Raw genomic sequence first — 18166 nt, forward strand, 5'->3', positions numbered from 1 at the left:
CCCGAAAGGCGGCCTGTCATGAGTTGATGGGATCAGGAAACGGATCAGAAATCACTCAGTGCTGATCGCCGCCATGTGTTGGGGGCCGTGCAGACGTAGAGATAATTTCCGTCTGCACGGATCTGACCTGCCGTACACGCGCTGCTGGAACTCGCCGGTGCTGTGGCTGGAAGCCGCAGACCGTTTGAGCCATCAAGGCCAGCGCTGGCAGAGAGCTGACCATCAAACAGGTAATTGTTGCCCGCGTGATTGTTGGTGAACCGCATTGTGTTCGAGGCCAGGTCGTATGTGACCTCAATCGCTGAGTTATTGCTGTCAGGCGACCCGGTCGGGATGCGAATCTTATTTACGACTGCAACGGCAGCACTGAGCTGGTCCGCAGAAACTGTTCCATTGAATTTGTATGTGTTGCCGTAGTGGTTATTGGTGAAGTAAAAAGTATCTGTTGCCAGATCATACCCAATTTCAATGGCTGTATTATTGCTGTCGGGAGACCCGGTTGCGATAGTGGCAACTTTATTCCCTGTTTTGAGTGCTGAGGTCGTTGTGTTCTGCGTAAGGTCTAATTGTCCACTCACGCGCATCCGCCCGACCACAGCAAGCCAGTCAGGCCCCACTTGCAGGGTGCAGGTTGTATCGTCCTGATTGCCGGAGCACAGGTTGATCCCACGCTTGTTACTCGCTGCATTCAGCTCAATCTGGGCATACTGCGGGTCGGTCCAGGTCGGGTTTCCGTACTTGTCCCGTGTCTTGGCCCCATACCAATCAACCTGCTCGCCCAGGTGAAGGGTCTCGGTATCAGCCGAACCATTCGGGTCCCCGCATCCATCACACCCTACGGCTGCATTGCGTGACGTCCAGGCACCGAACATCACATTGTTCCGGGGCCATCCGCCGTCCGCTTCATAGCCAATCCGCTCTGACTGCGAGACCTGAAAGAGGGACTTGATAGAACCCTTGGCGTACTGAGGCCCTTCGTAGCTACTAACCACAAAGTTGCTCCCCAAGAAGGGCATCGTGAAGAAGTCACCGCTCTGGAGATAGCTGATCGAGTTTGCCCCCGCAGCGTTGAAGTCATAGCTGTCTGCTGAAGGACGCGTTCCGCCCGCTCGCTGGGAGTAGGCTGCCGTGATTCCGTGGATCCGTGCGTGTTCTGGTGTGCTGTCCGAGTTCCACAGGTCCATCTCCCAGCCTTCACAGGTGCGGAGCTGGTTATTGCGTCCACCTGAGGGGTTGTTGATGTCCCCCATCGTGCTGTTGGCGGCCGGATTTCCTACGCCACACAGGGAATACATGTTGAAGGCTTTGGTCCAGATCCCGACCATAATGGCGGGATGGCCGAAGTTGCTCCACACCGTATCGAGCGCGGGCTTGGACCCATCGGTTGTTGTCTGTCCAGGGATCTGGTTGCCATCATCGTCCCCTGAACTGAAAATACGCCAGCCGTTGACCGTGATTCCCGTTGCCTGCCCCGCCGCGTTCGTTTGAACCCTGGTCATGGTGGCGGCATAGGTCTGAATGTCGCAGGTGGCACATCCGATCTCATTGGTCATCAGGTGCAGGTTCTGCTGATGAGTCAGGAGCCAGTTGGTTTCCGTGACCGGTAGCGGGTTAGCAAAGGTTGCGCCGGATGCCGTGAAGGTAGGCGTGTGGTCCAGGCCATCGCTCATGGGCGGAAAGACATTGGTCGCGTTTGCGGAGGTGATGACCATGTACGGGGTTGAACCACCCGTCTGCATCACCACGTTGGCCGCGTCAAAATTGTCGTAAAAGGCAATATGATCGCTTGCGCTTGGACCAATACCGGCCGCCATTGCCTGAATGTTTGATCCGCCCATCATGAACTGTGCGCAGGTTCCGGCATTGGAACTGCCGTAGGGGTTACAATGCACATTCAGGAAGCCTGAAGAGTTTTCGCTCTGTCCTCCCAGGTGAAGGGTCTCAGGCGGGGTGATCCACCAGTCACCGACAGTCGTTTGATGATCGCCTTCCTGGTAGGAACCCAGGCCGATCTGGTTTCCCCACCAGAGCGTATATCCGGGAAGCTGAACGCCGTTGTTCGTTGTGTTTTTGAACGACCGGCCAAGCACGGGCGCAACACGGAAATTCGTTACAAAAACGCCACTTGGTCCCGAGATGGAGCCATTCAGGTCGTAATGGAGGGCTTTGTCCGTCCCCAGGGCCGCGACCCCGCCCGCCGTATCGACGTCCGCCTGCTGCACCGAGCTGTCGGCATAGCGCCAGAGATCATCCAGAAAGGGCGTCCCGTCTGACCCCATGACCTTGTTCTGGCTGGACAGGCCCCCTTTCGCCAGGGTTGGAACGTAGAGGGGTTTCTCAGCCACAGCGGCCCGAAGGACTGTCGTGACAGGTGCCGGGTGGAGGGGATGCCGGATATGGTTGGGAACAACGTCAGCAGCCTGGGCCATCAGCGGCATCGCCAGTGCGGCCAACAGGAATTTCAGGTGTTTCATGTAGGTTGTCCTGCCGAAATACAGACATATCCGCCGTTGTTCCAATACTGACCTTTGACACCCGGATCGTCCGTGGGGAGGTCGCCGGTTACGACGATATTGCCCACGTTGAGGGTCATGAGCTGTGAGGTTGGATCAAAGGAGATCGCCGGATGGCCGTTGATGATGACAGAGCCGTCCGCGTTCGAGACAATCAGGCCACCGGCAATCCTGTACGGCTGCGGGATGCCATCCACGAGGCGCACAAACAGAATTGCGTCACCTTCCTGGAGCGGCTCTTCCGGCAGCGTGGAGATTTCCACCAGCATAACTGTTCCCTACGGCCTGATGGCCTGTCCGTTGAGTGAGAGGGGCAGGCCGGCCACGCCGAGGCCTGCGAGGGGATCGCTGTGCCGTGCCAGGGTGAACGTGCCACCCTCTGGCAGAGGGTTTCCCTCAATTTCAAAGGTTGCGAGGATCGACGTGTTCCGGCCGCCTGCATTGATTTTCGGGTTCTGCAGGGTCGCGTTCAGAAACGTGAAAACGTAGGTGCTTCCGTTGCCATCCGTGACCGATACAGAAACCGTTCCTGACAGTCCGCGCTGGTAACGCCGATACAGCGCTGCCGTCTTGAAGAAGATCTGGACGCTGCCTGTTGCCTCGATTTCGCCCGGAACCTGACCGCAGAGACCGGCTTTACCCAGGCCATAATCAGACGACGCGCCATCGCGCTCCAGCGTCAGGCTGAAACTGCGGACCGTTCCGTCCACCGTCAGGCCATCGACCAGAAGGCCGCCGAAGTTTCCGGCAGTATCGAGGACGGCCCCGACCGGAGCATCCAGCCGCAGCGTGGCGGGATCTGCTGTCGCCAGCACCTGTTCCGCACAGGTGAAGTCAAACGCGACCTGTGCAAACGACCCCTGCGAGAGGGTCAGCTGTGCTTTGGTGCAGTAGCAGCCGTATCGGATCAGCCAGTAATCGCCAAAACGGGCGCACAGCGTCCAGGACCGGATCTGGGTCCCATTCTGCACAAGGCCGTTTTTGGCCGTATTGCCCAGAATGGCACTCAGAAGATGGTCATATCCCCCGATGGAAAACGCGCCCGTCAGTGTCCCTGAGATGGTAATCTGTGAGGTGAAAGCCTGGCAGACTTCCCCTCGGCCGGTAATCTCTGAAGGCCGGACTCTCTGGGCCTGCTCTCGCAAAGTCTCGCCTGTAAACCGGAGCCTGTGCAGAGCCCGACCGGAGTATTTCCCGTAGTCCAGTTCCAGAGCCAGCGACAGCTCAACGTCGTTGGACTGGACGCCGGCATGGATGCCCGCAGTCGGTCCCGTGTATGCCATGTCTGACCTCTGGATCTGGAAGCGTTACAGGACGCGGTCCTGGTATCGGTAATCGACCGTCAGCGAGAACCGGAACCAGTTGCCGGTGTCGTCAGCGTTGGGAGGATCAAACCCCTGGCCGTCGTAATAAAGCCCGATCGGCAGCGGGGAGACCGGAACGCGGAAGGCAATCGAAAGCGCTTTGCGCAGGGTGATGGCCGGCAGCGCCCCTGATCCGCTTTCCACCATCAGGTGCAGCCAGATCTGCCCGGTTTCTTCATCGACGATTTCACCCACCCCAAGTCGGTCCGCTGCGGCGCTGGCCACTTCAAACAGGACGTAAGGTCCATCAGGCGTTGTGCGCTGTTGCACCAGGGCATCCAGAACCGTCAGCCCAAGGGCTGCGCCCGCAGCCGTGGCGCGGTTGAAGGCGTCTTGCCAGACGATGGGAGAGGTCATTTTCCACCTGCTGTAATGAGGGTCCAGCCACAGAGGGTTGCCCCGTCATAAACAGGCGACGCATCCGTCAGCGTGTATTCGCGCACGCCGTCGAACAGGCGGTCTCCCTTGAGGGGAGGCCCGTAGTCGACTGCTGACAGTTCATCGTTCAGGATCTGGGCAATGAAGGCCTGGACCGGCAATGTCGCATCGATCGTGGCGGCTGTCGGCGGCGGGGCATAGCCCACCAGCTCAACGGATTTGATCTTGTTCGCAGTGACCAGGCGCATCGGGCGGCCCTTGCTGCGGATCTGGCGGCGGCGGCGGTCTGCTCTGTAGCCCATCAGATGCCCTTTACCGCTCGAAAGCTCTGAACGAGGCCTGCGGCTTCCGGTGTCAGGCCGCCCAGGGCCGGGTCGGGTGTGACCCAGCTTGTAGATCCGACACCCTGTTCATTTTCTGATTTCAGGGCTTGGTCTCGGCCTTGTGCATGATAGGCCGCTGCGGCAACGCGCCGAACAGCCAGCGCAATCGGACCTGGGAATGTTCCCGGATCCGCCGTGCCGTCCTCATTCTTGCCTGGCAGCCTGTAGCCTGCCTCATACGTGACCAGATACCGCCCCGGAGGCCAGTAGGGATGGGACACGTCCGGCCAAAACACCTCGCCGCAGTCGTCATCGATGACCAGATCGTCAAGCGCGTCTTGCGCAAGCGCTGTTCTGTTGCGCGTGACGGCTGTCACCTTCTGAACGGGATAGACGCCCAAGAGCAGAGACAGCGTGCGCGGGAAGGGACGCACAAAGATCTGGTCCTGCCAGGTCTGATACAGAAGAGGCCGCCCGATAAAGGCCAGGATGGCCTCAGTCGCGTCCAGAAGGAAGCGCTGGAGGTCTGTGTCAGACTGGGCATCCGTGATGCCCAGATCTGCCTTGAGGTCATCCAGTGAGGCCAGAGGCACCAGGGCAGGAGCTGACCCGAGGGCAATGCTTCTCATCGATCAGTCTCCTGCTTGAGATCAGCCGCCGCCGCCAGCTGCACCTGTCTGGAGCGCCTTGATAGCCGTTCCGGCACCAGGCAGGCCGCCACCGTAGCGGCCATATCCGAAGAAGGCGGTCTGGAGAGCATCAGCGTAGCGCTCATTCAGACGCACGATCGACACGCCCTTCACGTTGCGGAACTTGTAGTTCTTGAAGTTGCCGAACAGCATGGCCTTATTCCCGGCCCCAATGTCAGGCATGCTTTGGTTGATGTTCAGAGGCGAGCCCGCGAACATGTCCGGTGCGCCATCAGCGATGGACGGAGACCAGAGCGGACGGCCTTCATTGTCCTTCAGCTTGCGCAAAGCCTTGAACGTTGTGTCGTTCAACATGAACGAAGCGCCCTGACGATAGGCTGGATCCACGCTGTGCTGCAGGTCGAGAATGTCGTCATAGCCAATGGCAACGGTGCCGGTGGTAGCGCCCACCCCTGCGGCCGTGCAGACACCCTGCGGCATATTTGTGCCGGTACCTACCGTCAGATCATCTGCCAGTGTGCGCCCGAAGCGCGTAGCCAAAGCCGTGCGCAGGAAAGCATCCAGATCGAGGAAGGAGTCCTGCATCAGTGTCCAGGGCACCAGGACAGCATCCGTGGCATACAGATAGGCCAGGAGGCTGGAGATGCCGAACTTCAGGTCGCTGGTGCCGATCGTGGTGTTTTCACCGATGATCTTGGCGCGGGCGGATGTGTCGTCACTGGTGGGCCATGGCAGCGGTGCACCCGTCGCTGTCGGGATCTCATCAAACAGATTCAAAGCGGTGAAGTAGCCCTTCAGAGCGACCAGCAGCTGATCGGCAAAGAGGGGAGGTACGAGGTATCCGCCAGCCTGGCCGGACTGGGTGCTTTGTGCTGCACGGAACTCAGTGCCCAGCTGCGCCTGTCGAGCCGCGAACAACCGATCTTCGCCGGAAAGGTTATCCATGCCGCCACGCAGCCAGGCCCCGAAGACGCGGACTTCCTGTGTTTCACGATCACGCTGTTCGTCTGAGCCCCGGCCTTCCTGTTCGCCACGGGCAGCGATCTGGCCAGCTAGTTCAGCCTCGGCAAGTTCCGCTGCCTCGATGCGGTCAATTCGGGCCTTCAGTTCATCTGCCTCGGTCATCATGGCATCGAACTGGGTATTCTGTTCTGCGGTGACGGTTTCGCCGTTGATCAGGGCGCGGGCGTCAGAAATCAGCTTCGCACGCTTGGCGCGTAGGTCCTTGGAACGCATGGAATGTCCTGTTTTAGATAGGAAACGGGCGTGCTGCGCCTGAGCGGCGCGCTGCCGTAAAGTCATGTCTGATCCTGCCTCCCCTGGAGGTCAGTCAGAGCATGGTCAGAGGGTGTTTTCGGCCTCGGCCAGACGGGCCATGCGCCGACGCGAGCAGAGCGCCATATCGGCCGCCAGTGCGAGGACATCCTTATCAGGTGTCAGATCGATCTTGGCGGATGGCGAGGTCGTGCGGTCATCATTCACGATGACGTCTGCCAGACCTGCATCCTTGGCCTCTTCGGCCGTAAACCAGGTCTCGGCATCCATCAGTGCGGAAATCTCTTCGACACTCTGTCCGGTCTTTCCGGAGTAAAGAGCAGCCATCTGGCCATCAATTTTGGCCATCACGCCTGCCGTGGCCGTCATGTCGGCTTTGTTGCCAACGACAAGGCCCCAGGCATTGTGGATCATCATGAAGGCATTGGGCGCGATCGAGACCGTATCGCCGGCAAGAGCGATGTAAGAGGCCGCCGAGGCTGCAAGACCGTCGATGATGACATTGACTGTGCCGTCATGCTGCTTGAGCGAGGCATAGATGGCTAGGCCATCGAACACGTCACCGCCTGGGCTGTTGATGCGCAGGTTGATGGGACCGGGACCGACCTGCGCCAGCTGGTTGGCGAAGTCCTTGGCCGTCACACCCCAAAAGCCAATTTCGTCATACAGCAGGATCTCGGCCGGTTGCCCGTCTGCACGTGGCCGGCTGGTCAGGGTCTGGGGAAGCCCTGCCTGCGTAAAGGCCAGGAGAGCGCGGTTTGAGAACCGGCCAGCCTGGGCATTATAGCGTTTCATTCCTGTTGCCCTGGTGAAGGTTGAGGAACAGGCGGGGCATTATCCGGCCCCTTCGCTGCCTGTGTTGTCAACGGCACGTTGGTGCTGTTGATCAGTGGCGTGTCGCCGCCCTGGACGGGTGGTCGGTTCTTTTTCCGGCGCGCCTCATTGATGGTGCTGACACCGCTGGAGATCTCGCTTTGCATGACCGACGCTGTCTTGGCCGGATCCATGGACAGCAAGCCATCCCGGTCAAATTCTGCGAACACACGCGTGCCCAAGAACAGCTTGTAATTCAGCTCGCTTTCGATCCGTCGCAGATCTGCATCGAGCGAGAAGATGAGGTACGCCAGTGTGTTCTCGGACAGGCCTGTGCCCCAGGACGTGGTCTTGTCCGTTTCATTCAGCAGATGAAGCGGAACGCCGAAGAACCGGGAAATATCCGCCACCTGGTAGCGTCTGGCTTCGATGGTCTGGAGATCCTGCGGCGAGAGCTGGAAAGGCGTGTATTTCGACCCTTCATCCGCGATGACCGTTTTGCCCCAGTTGGCAACGCCCGTGTGAGCCTCTTCCAGCTGGCGGCGGAGCCGTTTGAAAGCCGGATCAGACATTTTCCCAGGCACCTGCATGACACCACTCGGCATCGAGGCGTTCTGATGGACACGCCCGGTGCGCTCTTCCATCGAGCGTGCCAGGCCGACCGATCCGCGTGCAAAAGACTGGATCCGGGACAGGCCCTTGATTCCGTCAAAGCCCGGTCCGGGAATGTGCAGTATGTCCTCCTGGTGCAGCACTTCGCTGTTGCCGTCATCATCCGTGCAAACGTAGAAATTGATGCCACGCTTGCCAGGCAATCTGACCACTTGAACCTGCCAGGGCATATAGGCGTCAAAGCCGATAACGCGGCCCGCGTTGTCGTAGCGGATGGCGCTGTAATGATTGCCCCAAAGCAGCATGTTCACGCCCCAGAGTTCCCGCCAGGAGAAAGCTGTGAGAGCCCGCCCTGGAAACGGTGCGGTCTGCAGCAATGGCATCAGCCGATGGTTCGGCAGTTCTTCGCGCTGCCCGTCCGTAGACAGGCGATAGATTTTGAGCGGTAGACCAGCGATGACGCCGGCTTCCAGAGTCACGCATCGATAGACCGCCGAGCAGGCCATGGCCGTGCGCTCACTGACAGGCGGCATCCAGTCATCATTGGTGCCGGGTAGCCCTAGAAACTCGCCCCAGTTGCCGATGTCAGAAAGCGGCGTGCTGGGATTTTCGAGGCTCTGGGCCATCACGGGCGGCAAGACACGCTCGATCCGTTCCGAAGGGGGACGTTGAGAGCCGCCGAAAATAGTGTTCAGGAATCCCATAGGTCCTCACGGTCAAAAATGCTTTTGGGTCCGGGTGGCTCCGGGTTTTTGGACATACAGGCCACGGCATCGAACGTGGCCATCAGGGGATCGATCTTCTTTCCGCCCGCCAGCTGCTTGGTGATCTCGATATTGTTGCCCCGTGCCTGGGCTTTGGCGTTGCCCACCGCCCAACCCATGATGGGACGCCCCCCATGATGGAAAGACCCGTCTGCCAGCTTGCGCTCTAGGGTCTTGATTGGCCCGGTGAGCTTCCAGCCCTGACTGACACCAACGATCTGGCTTTCCTCGATTTCTCGACGGCGAAGCTCAAAGACGATTTCCGCGACCCCAGCTGGATCGAGCCCGATCAGGGCAAGTTTGCCCGATCGGTTGAGATCCTCTGCGATGTCGCCCAATTCAATGATGTCGTCCTGCATAAGTGTGACCAGGACGAGATCCCCTTCTTTCTCGAAATCAAGATAGCGGGGAGCCTCTTCTTTGCGGGTCTTGAGGACATCGCAGAAGACCCAGCTGCGTTGCCAATGCAGCCACTCTTCAGTTTTCTCATCACAGCCCAGAACGACCATGGACAGAAAGTCATCCAGGCCACCGCCGTCAATGCCGGCGACGAGGACACGAGAGCGTCTTACAAGCTCTTTTAGGGTCAGGTTCGGATCACCGCACTTTTCCCAGTATTTCGCACCGGCCCAAGCCTTTTCTCGCAGGGAGAGACCGACTTGGACATTCAGATGCTTGGCCATCCAGACCCGTAACGGGCCTTCACCGGCTTCCTTCTGCTGGTCAAACTGACTGAGAAGGAAGTCCTCACTGACTGACAGTCCATAGTTCGGATTGGTGATATACCAATTGTCTGGATCTTTGTGTTTCTCAGCCTCGATGAGAGAGAAGGGAAACTCATAGATGACCGGAAAGAACTTCTTGTTCTCCAGCTTTCCATCGCGGACGGACCGGGCATACTCCAGCTTGGATTTAAAGACGCCGGCGGGCTCTTCTTCCGACTGAGTGGACAGGTAAATCACGAAGCCTTCCGGCCGCGAGGACATGCCGCCCATGGCCTCCATGATCATGTTCTCGCCTGTCGGTTTCTTCCCGAATTCCCACAGTTCGTCGATCAGGATCCCCGTGGCCTTCTTGCCAACGACTGCCTGGCCATCAGCCGCAACGACTTTAAGGGTAGCGCCTGTCTGTCGGTGGGTAATGACGCGGTTGTACTGCTGGACGTGGAAGATTGCGTCCAGGTCCGGGTCGTTCAGGACCATGTCCCGGGCGGGTTTAAAGGCGTTGTCAGCTGCTTCCTTGGTCGGTGCCAGAATGAGAAATTCGGCAGACCGCCGCCAGTTCAGGACGAGCTGGGTCAGCATGACGCCGGCAGCGATGGTGGACTTGGTGTTCTTCTTGCTGACCAGCAGGAAGAATTCGTTGATGTGTCGGACGCCTGTGTCCGGATCGTAGGATCCAAAGAAGGATGCCGCGAAATCCTTCAGCCAGGGACGGCAGGACTCTCCGATCGTTGGCTCGCCCATCACGTCGACGAGCTTCAGGGCGTTGAAAACGTCCATGCCCTGCTGGGCAGCGGCAGGGAAAAGAGGTGCGCAGGGAATCAGGCTTTCGCGGGCAACAATCCGCTGTTCCCAATCAGGGCAAGCCGTTGACCAGGTGAGGCTCGCAACGGCCGCAGTAATAGCTGCGACCTGTTTGACCGCTTTTTTTATGCCCGATCGTTTTGGTGTCGTTTTTCGTGCCCGAGAGGTTGTTTTGACCGTCCCCTCACTTGCCATTGTTCACCACGAGCTTGGGCTGGTTCATTGGCGCGAACCGACCTGAAGATGCGTTTTCCGCCGCGTCTTTCTGCTGCTCTTTCTTGCCTTTTTTGGCACCAGCTTTGCCGCCCAAAAGTGTGACCGTCTGCGCAATCGTTTTGAGCGAATTCGTACGCATCGGGTGGCTGATGGCTTTCATCATGGCATCCCGCCGCCGAGAATTTTCGTCGTTAGCTGTCTCGATTTCAATCGCTTCCGAGATTTCGCCATGGTGCGCCGTGATGTCTTCCAGTTCATCGGTCATTCGCTCGGCCAGGCTCAAAAGGCGGCCTTCCAGGTCTTCGGGAATGGCTTCCGCGACGACAGGTGAGGGGCGTTTTTGCGCAACTGGACGTTGGTGCGCAGTGGTGCGCACTTTGGGAGTGGTTGTGCGCACCTTTTGCGCGCCCGTTTTCTCCCATCCTTCAGATGCGATGCGCTTGCGCAGGGTGCTTTCAGCAATCCCGAATTGCTTGGCAATCTGGCGGTTTGACAGGCTTCCCGCGCAATAAGCGTCGGCAATTTCCGCCCAGTCTGTTGGCGGTTTCTTCGACATTCTGGACCGTCCTGCGCAGGATGGTGCGCACCTCATTTCGTAATTTCAGGAAAAATTTTCACGCGTGGGACTGGCGCGGTTACGCCCCCTGGGCCGGCCTGAAGATCCGACCCACCCCCTTCAATCCGTACCGTTTCGGTATGGTTTGACGTGTCGAGATGAAAAAACAGCAGTTTTCCGCCATTTTCACCAGTTTTTGGCGGTTCGCCTTGCTCTGGCCTGCGCCGTCTTGGCCGTGTGGCACGAACCGCAGAGCAGCTGGACGTTCTTCGGGTCCAGCTTCGCACCGCCATCCTTCAGCTCAACGATATGATCACCGAAGATTCGGCAGCCCGTTCGGCCGCAGCGCTCGCAGGCACGTCCACGCTGTTTGAGGATGGTGGCCATGAGGCCGCGCCATTCCTTCGATACGTAGAACGCATCCGCAGTCTTGGGAGGAACGCGGGCAATGCTGGTGTCCAGCACTGCTAACCCGCTGTTGATGCAACGTAGCAGTGCCATGATGCTTCTCGCTATTATGTGTAACTACATTATATCCTTGCTTCACGGATTATCTGTAGCTACGGTAAATGTATGAAAGTCGAGTTCGATAACGCCAAGCGCGATAAAACCTTGTCGGAACGCGGTCTCGACTTCGCCGACGCCGCTGTCGTTTTCGAAGGCATGACAGCAACCGCGCCGGATTTACGAAAAGACTATGGCGAAGAGCGTTTCATCACGGCCGGGATGTTGAATGAACGCCTTGTCGTAATGGTCTGGACACCACGTGGCGATGCTCGCCGCATTATCTCCATGAGGCATGCACATGAACGCGAAGAACAACAGTGGAAAGCCAGAATGGGTTGATCCGGACGATGCTCCGGAACTCACCGACGCTTTCTTTGAAGCAGCGACCATTCGGAACGGTGAGACGGTCGTGCGCCGTGGGCGTCCGAGTAACCCGCACCGAAAGCAGCAGGTGACCTTGCGGTTAGATGCTGATGTTTTGGACGCTTTCAAGCGACAAGGCGCGGGCTGGCAGACAAGGATCAACGAGGCGTTGAAGGCCGCGCTATCTCATTGAGACAGTAGTTTAGGATCTAGTGAATCACCGAGCGTAGCCTTTGTGGTTAAGTGCACACGCCCGGCTAGGTAATTTAGCCAGAAATCTTCCGATAGATGAGAAGAGGCGTCATTCCAAATGCATCGAACGGTCGTCCTAGCATAGGGCGAACGAAAGGAAGGATATTCAACATCATTTCACCAAATGGGTTATTTGTTGCTGTGGCTTGAGCATGAGATAAAGCATGGATGCCCTCCGGGCTCATCCCTCCAGAAGCATTTGTGTCAGGGAAAGCATCTAGAATACCCATCATGCTCCATTCACCTGCAACAGCGAGACCATGTTTCAAGAAAATGTCAGATGGTGAAATAACCATTCCTTCTGGGCGTAAAGAACTCCAAACCGTTTGATTTGTTGTCGGCAGAAGAACGCGTGCCTGAGTGGCATGAGGCAGCATACTGACGATCGAGAATGCAGTGTCAGTCGCATTTGAAGCAGTAGCATCTTCCGAATTAGCTGCACCTTTCTGCTTACCTGCGCGTCGTTGCTGACGATTAGGAACGGGTGCAGAAGTCTCTTGCTGCTGAGAGCCCTTAATGAGGGCCTTAAAACCAGGCGCTGCCCAGAGATCCTTGAACAAAGTAAGATCCATGACGGACATGGACCCTGTGGCCAAAACAAATTGTCCGATCCGAGCTGCATCAAGGCTTCGTACTAATAGTTCATTGGTCTCAAGGTAATCGAGCAATGCAAATGCATTCGCCCATAGCGGATCGTAATCTCGTGTCTCACCCTGCTGACCGCTTTGGGTAGGAGCTCCTCTTTCAACATTGAAAGTTGCATTTCCCACTGCGGGAAGGCCGCCTCCGACACTGAACTTAAAAGACCGTCCGAGAGCTTTCTGCATACTCTCGGAAACACTTATGCGAGTGGGAACACCAAGCTCGTCAAATTGGGATAGAAACGCACCAATACGCGTCGCGTCGCAGTAAAGAATATCAAGGACGGAAGCGTTTTGCGGCTCTTCTAACGCCTCTTCCGATACTTTCTTGTCGGCTTCTGACATACGCCTCGACTTCCTTCTCGTCGCGTTCAATTTGTTTGTTTATACGCGCGATTTCTTCGGAGTCCATCGGGGATAGACGTTCTGTAGATTCGCCTAGCATTCTTTTAATCATGCGCGGAACTCTACTTGATCCTGTTGTCATGAGCCTGTCGCCCTATCTGACCCTGCGGAGAGGGGAAAACCCTATTCTTTGTCGGCGTCCAAGGCAATCTGAATGAGACGACGGATTGCTTCCGCGCGAGGAATATCGTGCTTCGCAGCCCATTGCTCAAGTCGTTGCAGTAAGGCCCGCTGTATGCGTGCACTGACTTCCTCGCTGTCCACGCGGGGTCGTCCCATCTTCTTTTTGCTAGCATTAAGTGTTGACATTCCAACTTTATGCCCGCAAAAAGTTCGGGAGGCAAGCAGTCTGGCAACCGCAAGCCTCCCTAACCCAAAACAAGGGAATGCACCCCATGTCAAAGGCTACCCAAGCCTCTAACACATCCCGGCGCGCAATGCTTGCCGGACTTGTCACATTGCCTATGGCAGGTTCAGTTCAGGCGATGGCACGTCCAGACGCACATCTCATCAGTCTGTGTGATGAGTTCATTGCTGTTCGCTCTCAACTCGATAATCGATCACAGCATCCCATCGGCTCAACGGCCTATCTAGCCGAACTGGCGAGAGAAGAAGACCTCTGTTCTCTTGATTTGGAACTGCTTGATCGTATTAGCCAGATATCCGCGCAAACGATGTTAGGCATCAACGCTAAGGCTAAAGTGATCCAAGTTTACCTGCCCGATCATATTGCTGATTGTGAAATGGAGACCGAGCAGCCGGAGGTGCAGCTCGTATTTAGTCTACTTCAGGACATTGCCATGTTCGCAACGGAGGCAAGGGCGTGACCGATATCGTGCCTTTCAGCTTCGAGGGTTCGGAAATCCGTGTGGTCATACTGGATGGGGAACCGTACTTCGTGGGCAAGGACGTTGCGGAGCGTCTAGGCTATATGAATGTTACAGATGCGATCAACAAGCACTGCAAGGGGGTCGCGAAACGCTACCCCCTTTTAACCTCTGGTGGCCTTCAGGATGTCCGTGTTCTTTCTGAACCTGACGTTCTGCGTCTTATTATCCGAAGCAAACTTCCCGAAGCAGAACAGTTCGAAAAATGGGTCTTCGAAGACGTTCTTCCGACTATCCGCAAGACGGGTCGTTTCTCGCCCTCCGTTAGTCGGGAAGAATGGTTCAACCGCTTTGCCCGTGTTCTGGCCTTGTGGGATGCAATGGGGGAAGCGTCTGCATTGCAGGAATGGAAGAAATCCGGGCTGGATTTCCCAATGCCACGCAAACAGGGTGTACGCGCGTTGCTGGAAGCAACCCTGAACGACAGAATCGCTGCGCTTCCGTTGTCCGGTCATCACCGGGTGGCCAGTCGACATAATGGCTCATTAGGCGGCCGACCACGAAAGGGAGAAACGCCCGAACAGGCTCGGGAGCGCCGCTTCCATATGGTCGAGAAGGAAGTCATCCCCTCCGAAGATGGCAGTTCGTCAACGGTTATCACCTATTCGACGGATGACCCACAGTCACGCCTTGGCAATATCTAGCGGTACCTGAATGAACGCGCCATCAGGTGAGGCGCGTTCGTGAAAACGGATGTAACTGCGAGAGGCATTGACCTTCACCGCGTCAGTGATGGCCTGCATGGCGCGCTTCCATTCCTCATCGTCGATCGAAAGCCGGCGCAAGCCCAGGATCTTCGAGACGTTCAGCTTGCCTTCCTTGCCTACGTCAAAGGCATCGGTGACGACAGCGCGGATGTTGGCGTTTCCGCCTTCCGTCCAGCGTGTCAGGCAGCTGTCCACCAGTTCCTTGGCGATCTGAAGTTCAGGGCCGAACGTGATGGTGTCACTGATGGCGATGGTCACGCGCTCGCAGCCGTCATAGGTCGACAGCGTCAGATTGCCCTTCGCACCGCCTTTCTTGGCGCCATACTGTTCAGCCAGAAGGTCAAGAAAAGCCCGGATATCGCTGTCCGCATCCTCACGAAACTGGCGCATCAGCTCACGAATGGCGCGGGCACGCTCGAAGAGCTTCTTGACCAGTTCGTCCTGGAGAAGGTCTTCCGGCTTCACGTTTGCACGCGGGACAAGGCGTCCAGCGGAATCCTTCATGTAATCGTCGGGATTATGGCTCATGCCTGTTCTCGCTTGCGCTTGGCCTCAACTGCGCGGGCGCGGCGTGCCTCGGCAGCGGCCCAGATCTTCATTCCTGGCATCCGGGCATGGTGCGCCGTGCGTTCGTAGCGCTCGGCTGCGCGGGTCCAGAAGTCCACATGCTCGGCCCGGATCTCGGCGGGTGTCTCAGGGCGTCGTCGGTATCGGGTGCTCATAGCGCTCTCCAATAATGGCCGACGCCGCCGCTTCGTGAGGCGTCAGTCTTTCAGGTAATTGCCGCCGCCATCGCCCTCTCGGACGTGGGCGTATCGTGTGGTGGTCTTCAGGTCGGAATGTCCCAAAGTCTGCTGGACAACATGGGCGGGTGCGCCGTTGTCCAATGCGTGTGAGGCATGGGCGTGCCGGAACCAGTGCGCAGAGGCATCAGGCAATCCGGCCCGCTTCGCCGCCCGCTTCACGAGGCGATGTGCCGCTCTCAAGTGAAGCGGGCTCCCATCGTGACCGGGGACGACAGGCGTATCGGGACGCCAGTCGTCTGCTCTCACAGCCACGATCTCTTTCCACAGCTTTGCGCGAACAGACACATGCCGTGTCTTGTTCCCTTTGCCGAACACAGAGGCCACGCCTCCCTGTTGACGCCGTGTCATGTCTCGCCATTTGAGGGCGCACATCTCTGAGATGCGCAGCCCCATGTAATAAAGGACATTCAGAGCAACCTGCTTTCGTGGGCAGGGCTCCATGTCGATGATGCGCCGCACTTCCTCTTCCGTGAGGATCCGCTCACTGAGACAATCGCGCCCACGCTCCAGGCGAAGCGCTGCGCCAACGTCCACATCCAGAAAACCAACGCGGACCCCAAAGGCCAGAGCCGATTTGACGGATGCCAGCTTTCGGCGGCGCGTGGCGTCTGATCCTGTGAGGCTGTCAAACCAGCCTTGCAGGTCATCCAGGACAACATCCGCAAGCGGCTTGCCTGTCCACTGGCGGAACGCATCCACATCCGCACGATAGGCGCGGGAGGTGTTCGCAGACCGGTTGTGAAGCCACATATTCACGAGGCGATCGTCATCAGAGATACGGGGCTTTTTCGCGTCCGTCGCTGGCGCCATTGGCCCAACTCTCCGACAAGGTATTGAATTATAAAGGTTTCCGATCCTGCGGAGACCCTGAAAAACCGTCAGATAACCGTGATTATCTGACGGGTTCTGAACCCCTCCAGCGGGTTATCTGACACTCAACCCGCACAGGCTTGTCAGATAACTCCGGGTTATCGTGTCGGCTTTTGCCCTGGTCAGTCAGAAGGCGATCCGCCTTTCTTTCGACCACGATCACCGTGCTTGGGACCGCGTGCCAGGACAGATTGATACAATCCTGAGCCGCCAGCTTCTATCGCCTGGGCTTCGAGATCCCGACCAAAGCTGGCGAGGATTTTTCGTATGGTTGCGGGACTGGCCTGCATGACGTGGCTGTCCCAGGTGTTGCTGTGCCAGCGGTGATCTGTGCACCGCACGACCGTGGATCCAGCAAGTCGCAGGAATTTTTCGCGCTTTCCGCCCCAGACTGAGACATCGGCGCGATGGATAAAGGTGCGATTAAAGATGACGGGCACGCAAAGTGCCCGCGCACCCTCGACCGCCAGCACAAAATAGTGCTGCGCGCCGCGACGGCACACGTCGCCTGCGCTCGCAGGTGCGAGTGTCCGCATTTCTGATTCACTTTTGGGGGAGGCGAAACGCCAATAAAAAAGGCGTGGACCGTTTCCAGTCACACGCCTTCGCAGAGATTAGATGTTTACTGTCCGTTCCTGTTTCAGGTCAACAGATATCTTTATCAATACGGTCGGGACGGCACCCTAAGGCTCTTTCGGAAGGCTAAGGCGATTGTCTCCAGTTCCTCCAGGAGTTCTGAATAAATACCCGATGCCCTATTCTGGCCCGTTGCGTGTTCGATACCCTTGGCCAAAGCAATATATCTTGCCGGCATGCCGGGAATTTGAGAGAGTACTATTCTTGGATCTAAAACTCTAATTTGAGTTATTTGCTCTTTTATTTTTCCTAAGTTTGTATCTGCATCAAATACGCAATCTATACATTGTATTAATGAAATTACTTTTGTGTATTTTTCGTATTTTTGAAAATCGTATTCCTGATTTTGATAAATCCATGAGTCCAGGTCATCAAGTGCTTCCCTTCTGACTTGGTAAAGGCTAATTTTATACTGATTAGAGGCAATATCCCTTTGTGCTTGAGTTGCATCTTTAGATTGTTTGGCAACCTTATATCCGACCCAAGCTAGCCATGCAGTAATACCTGCTTGTACTGCATTGAAGATATATCCGGCGATATCTCTGGCTTGATGCGGTGGGAGTGTCCAGAAAGAGCTTGAGTCGCACATAAAAGCCAGTCGCTGAATTTAATTCACCTCATAGTAGTCCGCGACTTGCTCTAAGAGAAGCTCGATAGTCCCAGTCATGGTCTGGCGATTTTTGCCGTACATCTCGGCAATTTTAGCGATTGAGAGTCCATCCAAAACTAGAAGAACCAGAAGATCCGCAGCATAACGCCCTAACGCCCGCCGGACGCCCTCACAGCGCGCCACGGCTGCGGAGCGTGCCAGCATCATGTCTTCGAGGGTGCCTTGGCCAGTAGAGCGCCGCTCTGGATCGGCTGCGCCCATAATTCCGGTCTCAAAATCACGAGCCCAACGCTGCGCAGCATCGACATGCCACTGCTTGATAGTGCCGCTGCGCAAGAGACTGTAAAGGCCAACGCCGCGGCGCATAACCTCAGTCCTGACTTTACTGATCTCCAGTTCTGCAAAGGTAATTCGTTGGTTCCAAGCCCCGATCATCGGGACGATTTCTTCTGTAAGGTCTTCAGTTGCCTTGGCGGCAGTAGTCATTTGCAT

24 protein-coding genes are annotated in these 18166 nt (G+C 57.0%); 4 read left to right on the forward strand and 20 right to left on the reverse strand.

Translation table 11 applies throughout. The features are described 5' to 3' along the window. Window positions 1-44: 44 nt before the first annotated feature. From KP708_RS04850 to KP708_RS04905, 12 genes are all read right to left on the reverse strand, one after another. Window positions 45-2474 carry a hypothetical protein gene (locus KP708_RS04850; RefSeq protein WP_215750663.1) on the reverse strand — a complete coding sequence of 810 codons (2430 nt, stop codon included), beginning with the start codon at window positions 2472-2474 and terminating at the stop codon, window positions 45-47. Continuing rightward, complete coding sequence (locus tag KP708_RS04855) at window positions 2471-2782, reverse strand: hypothetical protein (protein WP_215750664.1); 312 nt, start codon at window positions 2780-2782, stop codon at window positions 2471-2473. Before KP708_RS04855 ends, KP708_RS04850 begins: the two co-directional genes overlap by 4 nt. 9 nt (window positions 2783-2791) lie before the next feature. Next, a complete protein-coding gene (locus KP708_RS04860) occupies window positions 2792-3796 on the reverse strand; it encodes a phage tail tube protein (RefSeq protein ID WP_215750665.1) in 1005 nt (334 codons plus the stop codon). 24 nt (window positions 3797-3820) lie between these two features. Beyond that, on the reverse strand, window positions 3821-4234 hold the full coding sequence (locus KP708_RS04865) for a hypothetical protein (RefSeq protein WP_215750666.1): 414 nt from the start codon (window positions 4232-4234) through the stop codon (window positions 3821-3823). Beyond that, window positions 4231-4557 carry a hypothetical protein gene (locus KP708_RS04870; RefSeq protein ID WP_215750667.1) on the reverse strand — a complete coding sequence of 109 codons (327 nt, stop codon included), beginning with the start codon at window positions 4555-4557 and terminating at the stop codon, window positions 4231-4233. Before KP708_RS04870 ends, KP708_RS04865 begins: the two co-directional genes overlap by 4 nt. Further along, window positions 4557-5207 (reverse strand): phage head-tail connector protein, encoded by a 651-nt coding sequence (locus KP708_RS04875; RefSeq protein WP_215750668.1) that lies wholly within the window; start codon window positions 5205-5207, stop codon window positions 4557-4559. The genes KP708_RS04870 and KP708_RS04875 overlap by 1 nt, the downstream gene beginning before the upstream one ends. Before the next feature lie 21 nt (window positions 5208-5228). Then, window positions 5229-6464 carry a phage major capsid protein gene (locus tag KP708_RS04880; RefSeq protein WP_252347453.1) on the reverse strand — a complete coding sequence of 412 codons (1236 nt, stop codon included), beginning with the start codon at window positions 6462-6464 and terminating at the stop codon, window positions 5229-5231. Window positions 6465-6569: 105 nt separating this feature from the next. Further along, window positions 6570-7298 carry a head maturation protease, ClpP-related gene (locus KP708_RS04885; protein WP_215750670.1) on the reverse strand — a complete coding sequence of 243 codons (729 nt, stop codon included), beginning with the start codon at window positions 7296-7298 and terminating at the stop codon, window positions 6570-6572. Continuing rightward, window positions 7295-8632 (reverse strand): phage portal protein, encoded by a 1338-nt coding sequence (locus KP708_RS04890; RefSeq protein WP_215750671.1) that lies wholly within the window; start codon window positions 8630-8632, stop codon window positions 7295-7297. The genes KP708_RS04885 and KP708_RS04890 overlap by 4 nt, the downstream gene beginning before the upstream one ends. Then, complete coding sequence (locus KP708_RS04895) at window positions 8620-10413, reverse strand: terminase large subunit (protein ID WP_215750672.1); 1794 nt, start codon at window positions 10411-10413, stop codon at window positions 8620-8622. The genes KP708_RS04890 and KP708_RS04895 overlap by 13 nt, the downstream gene beginning before the upstream one ends. Continuing rightward, window positions 10403-10990, reverse strand: coding sequence for a terminase (locus tag KP708_RS04900; RefSeq protein ID WP_215750673.1), 588 nt, complete (start codon window positions 10988-10990; stop codon window positions 10403-10405). The genes KP708_RS04895 and KP708_RS04900 overlap by 11 nt, the downstream gene beginning before the upstream one ends. 186 nt (window positions 10991-11176) lie before the next feature. Beyond that, on the reverse strand, window positions 11177-11491 hold the full coding sequence (locus KP708_RS04905; RefSeq protein ID WP_211512790.1) for an HNH endonuclease signature motif containing protein: 315 nt from the start codon (window positions 11489-11491) through the stop codon (window positions 11177-11179). Between the two features lie 72 nt (window positions 11492-11563). On the opposite strand from KP708_RS04905, the gene KP708_RS04910 reads away from it, so the two are divergent. Next, window positions 11564-11836, forward strand: a complete 273-nt coding sequence (locus KP708_RS04910) for a BrnT family toxin (RefSeq protein ID WP_211513384.1) — start codon at window positions 11564-11566, stop codon at window positions 11834-11836. After that, window positions 11796-12053, forward strand: a complete 258-nt coding sequence (locus KP708_RS04915) for a BrnA antitoxin family protein (protein WP_252347454.1) — start codon at window positions 11796-11798, stop codon at window positions 12051-12053. The genes KP708_RS04910 and KP708_RS04915 overlap by 41 nt, the downstream gene beginning before the upstream one ends. 73 nt (window positions 12054-12126) lie before the next feature. On the opposite strand, the gene KP708_RS04920 is transcribed toward KP708_RS04915, so the two are convergent. After that, complete coding sequence (locus tag KP708_RS04920; protein WP_215750675.1) at window positions 12127-13098, reverse strand: hypothetical protein; 972 nt, start codon at window positions 13096-13098, stop codon at window positions 12127-12129. A 183-nt stretch (window positions 13099-13281) separates the two neighbouring features. After that, window positions 13282-13437 (reverse strand): CopG family transcriptional regulator, encoded by a 156-nt coding sequence (locus KP708_RS04925; protein ID WP_252347455.1) that lies wholly within the window; start codon window positions 13435-13437, stop codon window positions 13282-13284. Between the two features lie 116 nt (window positions 13438-13553). Here KP708_RS04925 and KP708_RS04930 point away from each other — a divergent pair, with 116 nt between their 5' ends. Together KP708_RS04930 and KP708_RS04935 are read left to right on the forward strand one after the other, a co-directional pair. Then, on the forward strand, window positions 13554-13985 hold the full coding sequence (locus KP708_RS04930; protein ID WP_215750677.1) for a hypothetical protein: 432 nt from the start codon (window positions 13554-13556) through the stop codon (window positions 13983-13985). Then, window positions 13982-14689, forward strand: coding sequence for a Bro-N domain-containing protein (locus KP708_RS04935; RefSeq protein ID WP_215750678.1), 708 nt, complete (start codon window positions 13982-13984; stop codon window positions 14687-14689). Before KP708_RS04930 ends, KP708_RS04935 begins: the two co-directional genes overlap by 4 nt. Here KP708_RS04935 and KP708_RS04940 read toward each other — a convergent pair. The 6 genes from KP708_RS04940 to KP708_RS04965 form a co-directional block, all read right to left on the reverse strand. Then, window positions 14669-15280 carry a DUF3164 family protein gene (locus KP708_RS04940; RefSeq protein ID WP_215750679.1) on the reverse strand — a complete coding sequence of 204 codons (612 nt, stop codon included), beginning with the start codon at window positions 15278-15280 and terminating at the stop codon, window positions 14669-14671. The two genes, KP708_RS04935 and KP708_RS04940, sit on opposite strands and share 21 nt — an antisense overlap. After that, on the reverse strand, window positions 15277-15474 hold the full coding sequence (locus KP708_RS04945) for a hypothetical protein (protein WP_086632918.1): 198 nt from the start codon (window positions 15472-15474) through the stop codon (window positions 15277-15279). Before KP708_RS04945 ends, KP708_RS04940 begins: the two co-directional genes overlap by 4 nt. A 42-nt stretch (window positions 15475-15516) precedes the next feature. Further along, complete coding sequence (locus KP708_RS04950; RefSeq protein ID WP_063904165.1) at window positions 15517-16368, reverse strand: tyrosine-type recombinase/integrase; 852 nt, start codon at window positions 16366-16368, stop codon at window positions 15517-15519. A gap of 182 nt (window positions 16369-16550) precedes the next feature. Further along, window positions 16551-16964, reverse strand: a complete 414-nt coding sequence (locus tag KP708_RS04955) for a hypothetical protein (protein ID WP_252347456.1) — start codon at window positions 16962-16964, stop codon at window positions 16551-16553. Window positions 16965-17089: 125 nt separating this feature from the next. Continuing rightward, window positions 17090-17653, reverse strand: a complete 564-nt coding sequence (locus KP708_RS04960; protein ID WP_215750680.1) for a hypothetical protein — start codon at window positions 17651-17653, stop codon at window positions 17090-17092. Between the two features lie 18 nt (window positions 17654-17671). Next, entirely contained in the window at window positions 17672-18160 is a 489-nt protein-coding gene (locus tag KP708_RS04965) for a hypothetical protein (RefSeq protein WP_215750681.1), read from the reverse strand. Between the last annotated feature and the right edge of the window lie 6 nt (window positions 18161-18166).

Source organism: Gluconobacter sp. P5H9_a, assembly GCF_018812085.1.
In the GTDB taxonomy this organism is placed as follows: Bacteria; Pseudomonadota; Alphaproteobacteria; order Acetobacterales; family Acetobacteraceae; genus Gluconobacter.

What these genes read in the sequence shown, in the direction of transcription:
- KP708_RS04850 (WP_215750663.1), bottom strand. Translation starts at nt 2,474, where the DNA reads ATGAAACACCTGAAATTCCTGTTGGCCGCACTGGCGATGCCGCTGATG.
- KP708_RS04855 (WP_215750664.1), bottom strand. Translation starts at nt 2,782, where the DNA reads ATGCTGGTGGAAATCTCCACGCTGCCGGAAGAGCCGCTCCAGGAAGGT.
- KP708_RS04860 (WP_215750665.1), bottom strand. Translation starts at nt 3,796, where the DNA reads ATGGCATACACGGGACCGACTGCGGGCATCCATGCCGGCGTCCAGTCC.
- KP708_RS04865 (WP_215750666.1), bottom strand. Translation starts at nt 4,234, where the DNA reads ATGACCTCTCCCATCGTCTGGCAAGACGCCTTCAACCGCGCCACGGCT.
- KP708_RS04870 (WP_215750667.1), bottom strand. Translation starts at nt 4,557, where the DNA reads ATGGGCTACAGAGCAGACCGCCGCCGCCGCCAGATCCGCAGCAAGGGC.
- KP708_RS04875 (WP_215750668.1), bottom strand. Translation starts at nt 5,207, where the DNA reads ATGAGAAGCATTGCCCTCGGGTCAGCTCCTGCCCTGGTGCCTCTGGCC.
- KP708_RS04880 (WP_252347453.1), bottom strand. Translation starts at nt 6,464, where the DNA reads ATGCGTTCCAAGGACCTACGCGCCAAGCGTGCGAAGCTGATTTCTGAC.
- KP708_RS04885 (WP_215750670.1), bottom strand. Translation starts at nt 7,298, where the DNA reads ATGAAACGCTATAATGCCCAGGCTGGCCGGTTCTCAAACCGCGCTCTC.
- KP708_RS04890 (WP_215750671.1), bottom strand. Translation starts at nt 8,632, where the DNA reads ATGGGATTCCTGAACACTATTTTCGGCGGCTCTCAACGTCCCCCTTCG.
- KP708_RS04895 (WP_215750672.1), bottom strand. Translation starts at nt 10,413, where the DNA reads ATGGCAAGTGAGGGGACGGTCAAAACAACCTCTCGGGCACGAAAAACG.
- KP708_RS04900 (WP_215750673.1), bottom strand. Translation starts at nt 10,990, where the DNA reads ATGTCGAAGAAACCGCCAACAGACTGGGCGGAAATTGCCGACGCTTAT.
- KP708_RS04905 (WP_211512790.1), bottom strand. Translation starts at nt 11,491, where the DNA reads ATGGCACTGCTACGTTGCATCAACAGCGGGTTAGCAGTGCTGGACACC.
- KP708_RS04910 (WP_211513384.1), top strand. Translation starts at nt 11,564, where the DNA reads ATGAAAGTCGAGTTCGATAACGCCAAGCGCGATAAAACCTTGTCGGAA.
- KP708_RS04915 (WP_252347454.1), top strand. Translation starts at nt 11,796, where the DNA reads ATGAACGCGAAGAACAACAGTGGAAAGCCAGAATGGGTTGATCCGGAC.
- KP708_RS04920 (WP_215750675.1), bottom strand. Translation starts at nt 13,098, where the DNA reads ATGTCAGAAGCCGACAAGAAAGTATCGGAAGAGGCGTTAGAAGAGCCG.
- KP708_RS04925 (WP_252347455.1), bottom strand. Translation starts at nt 13,437, where the DNA reads ATGGGACGACCCCGCGTGGACAGCGAGGAAGTCAGTGCACGCATACAG.
- KP708_RS04930 (WP_215750677.1), top strand. Translation starts at nt 13,554, where the DNA reads ATGTCAAAGGCTACCCAAGCCTCTAACACATCCCGGCGCGCAATGCTT.
- KP708_RS04940 (WP_215750679.1), bottom strand. Translation starts at nt 15,280, where the DNA reads ATGAGCCATAATCCCGACGATTACATGAAGGATTCCGCTGGACGCCTT.
- KP708_RS04945 (WP_086632918.1), bottom strand. Translation starts at nt 15,474, where the DNA reads ATGAGCACCCGATACCGACGACGCCCTGAGACACCCGCCGAGATCCGG.
- KP708_RS04950 (WP_063904165.1), bottom strand. Translation starts at nt 16,368, where the DNA reads ATGGCGCCAGCGACGGACGCGAAAAAGCCCCGTATCTCTGATGACGAT.
- KP708_RS04955 (WP_252347456.1), bottom strand. Translation starts at nt 16,964, where the DNA reads ATGCGGACACTCGCACCTGCGAGCGCAGGCGACGTGTGCCGTCGCGGC.
- KP708_RS04960 (WP_215750680.1), bottom strand. Translation starts at nt 17,653, where the DNA reads ATGTGCGACTCAAGCTCTTTCTGGACACTCCCACCGCATCAAGCCAGA.
- KP708_RS04965 (WP_215750681.1), bottom strand. Translation starts at nt 18,160, where the DNA reads ATGACTACTGCCGCCAAGGCAACTGAAGACCTTACAGAAGAAATCGTC.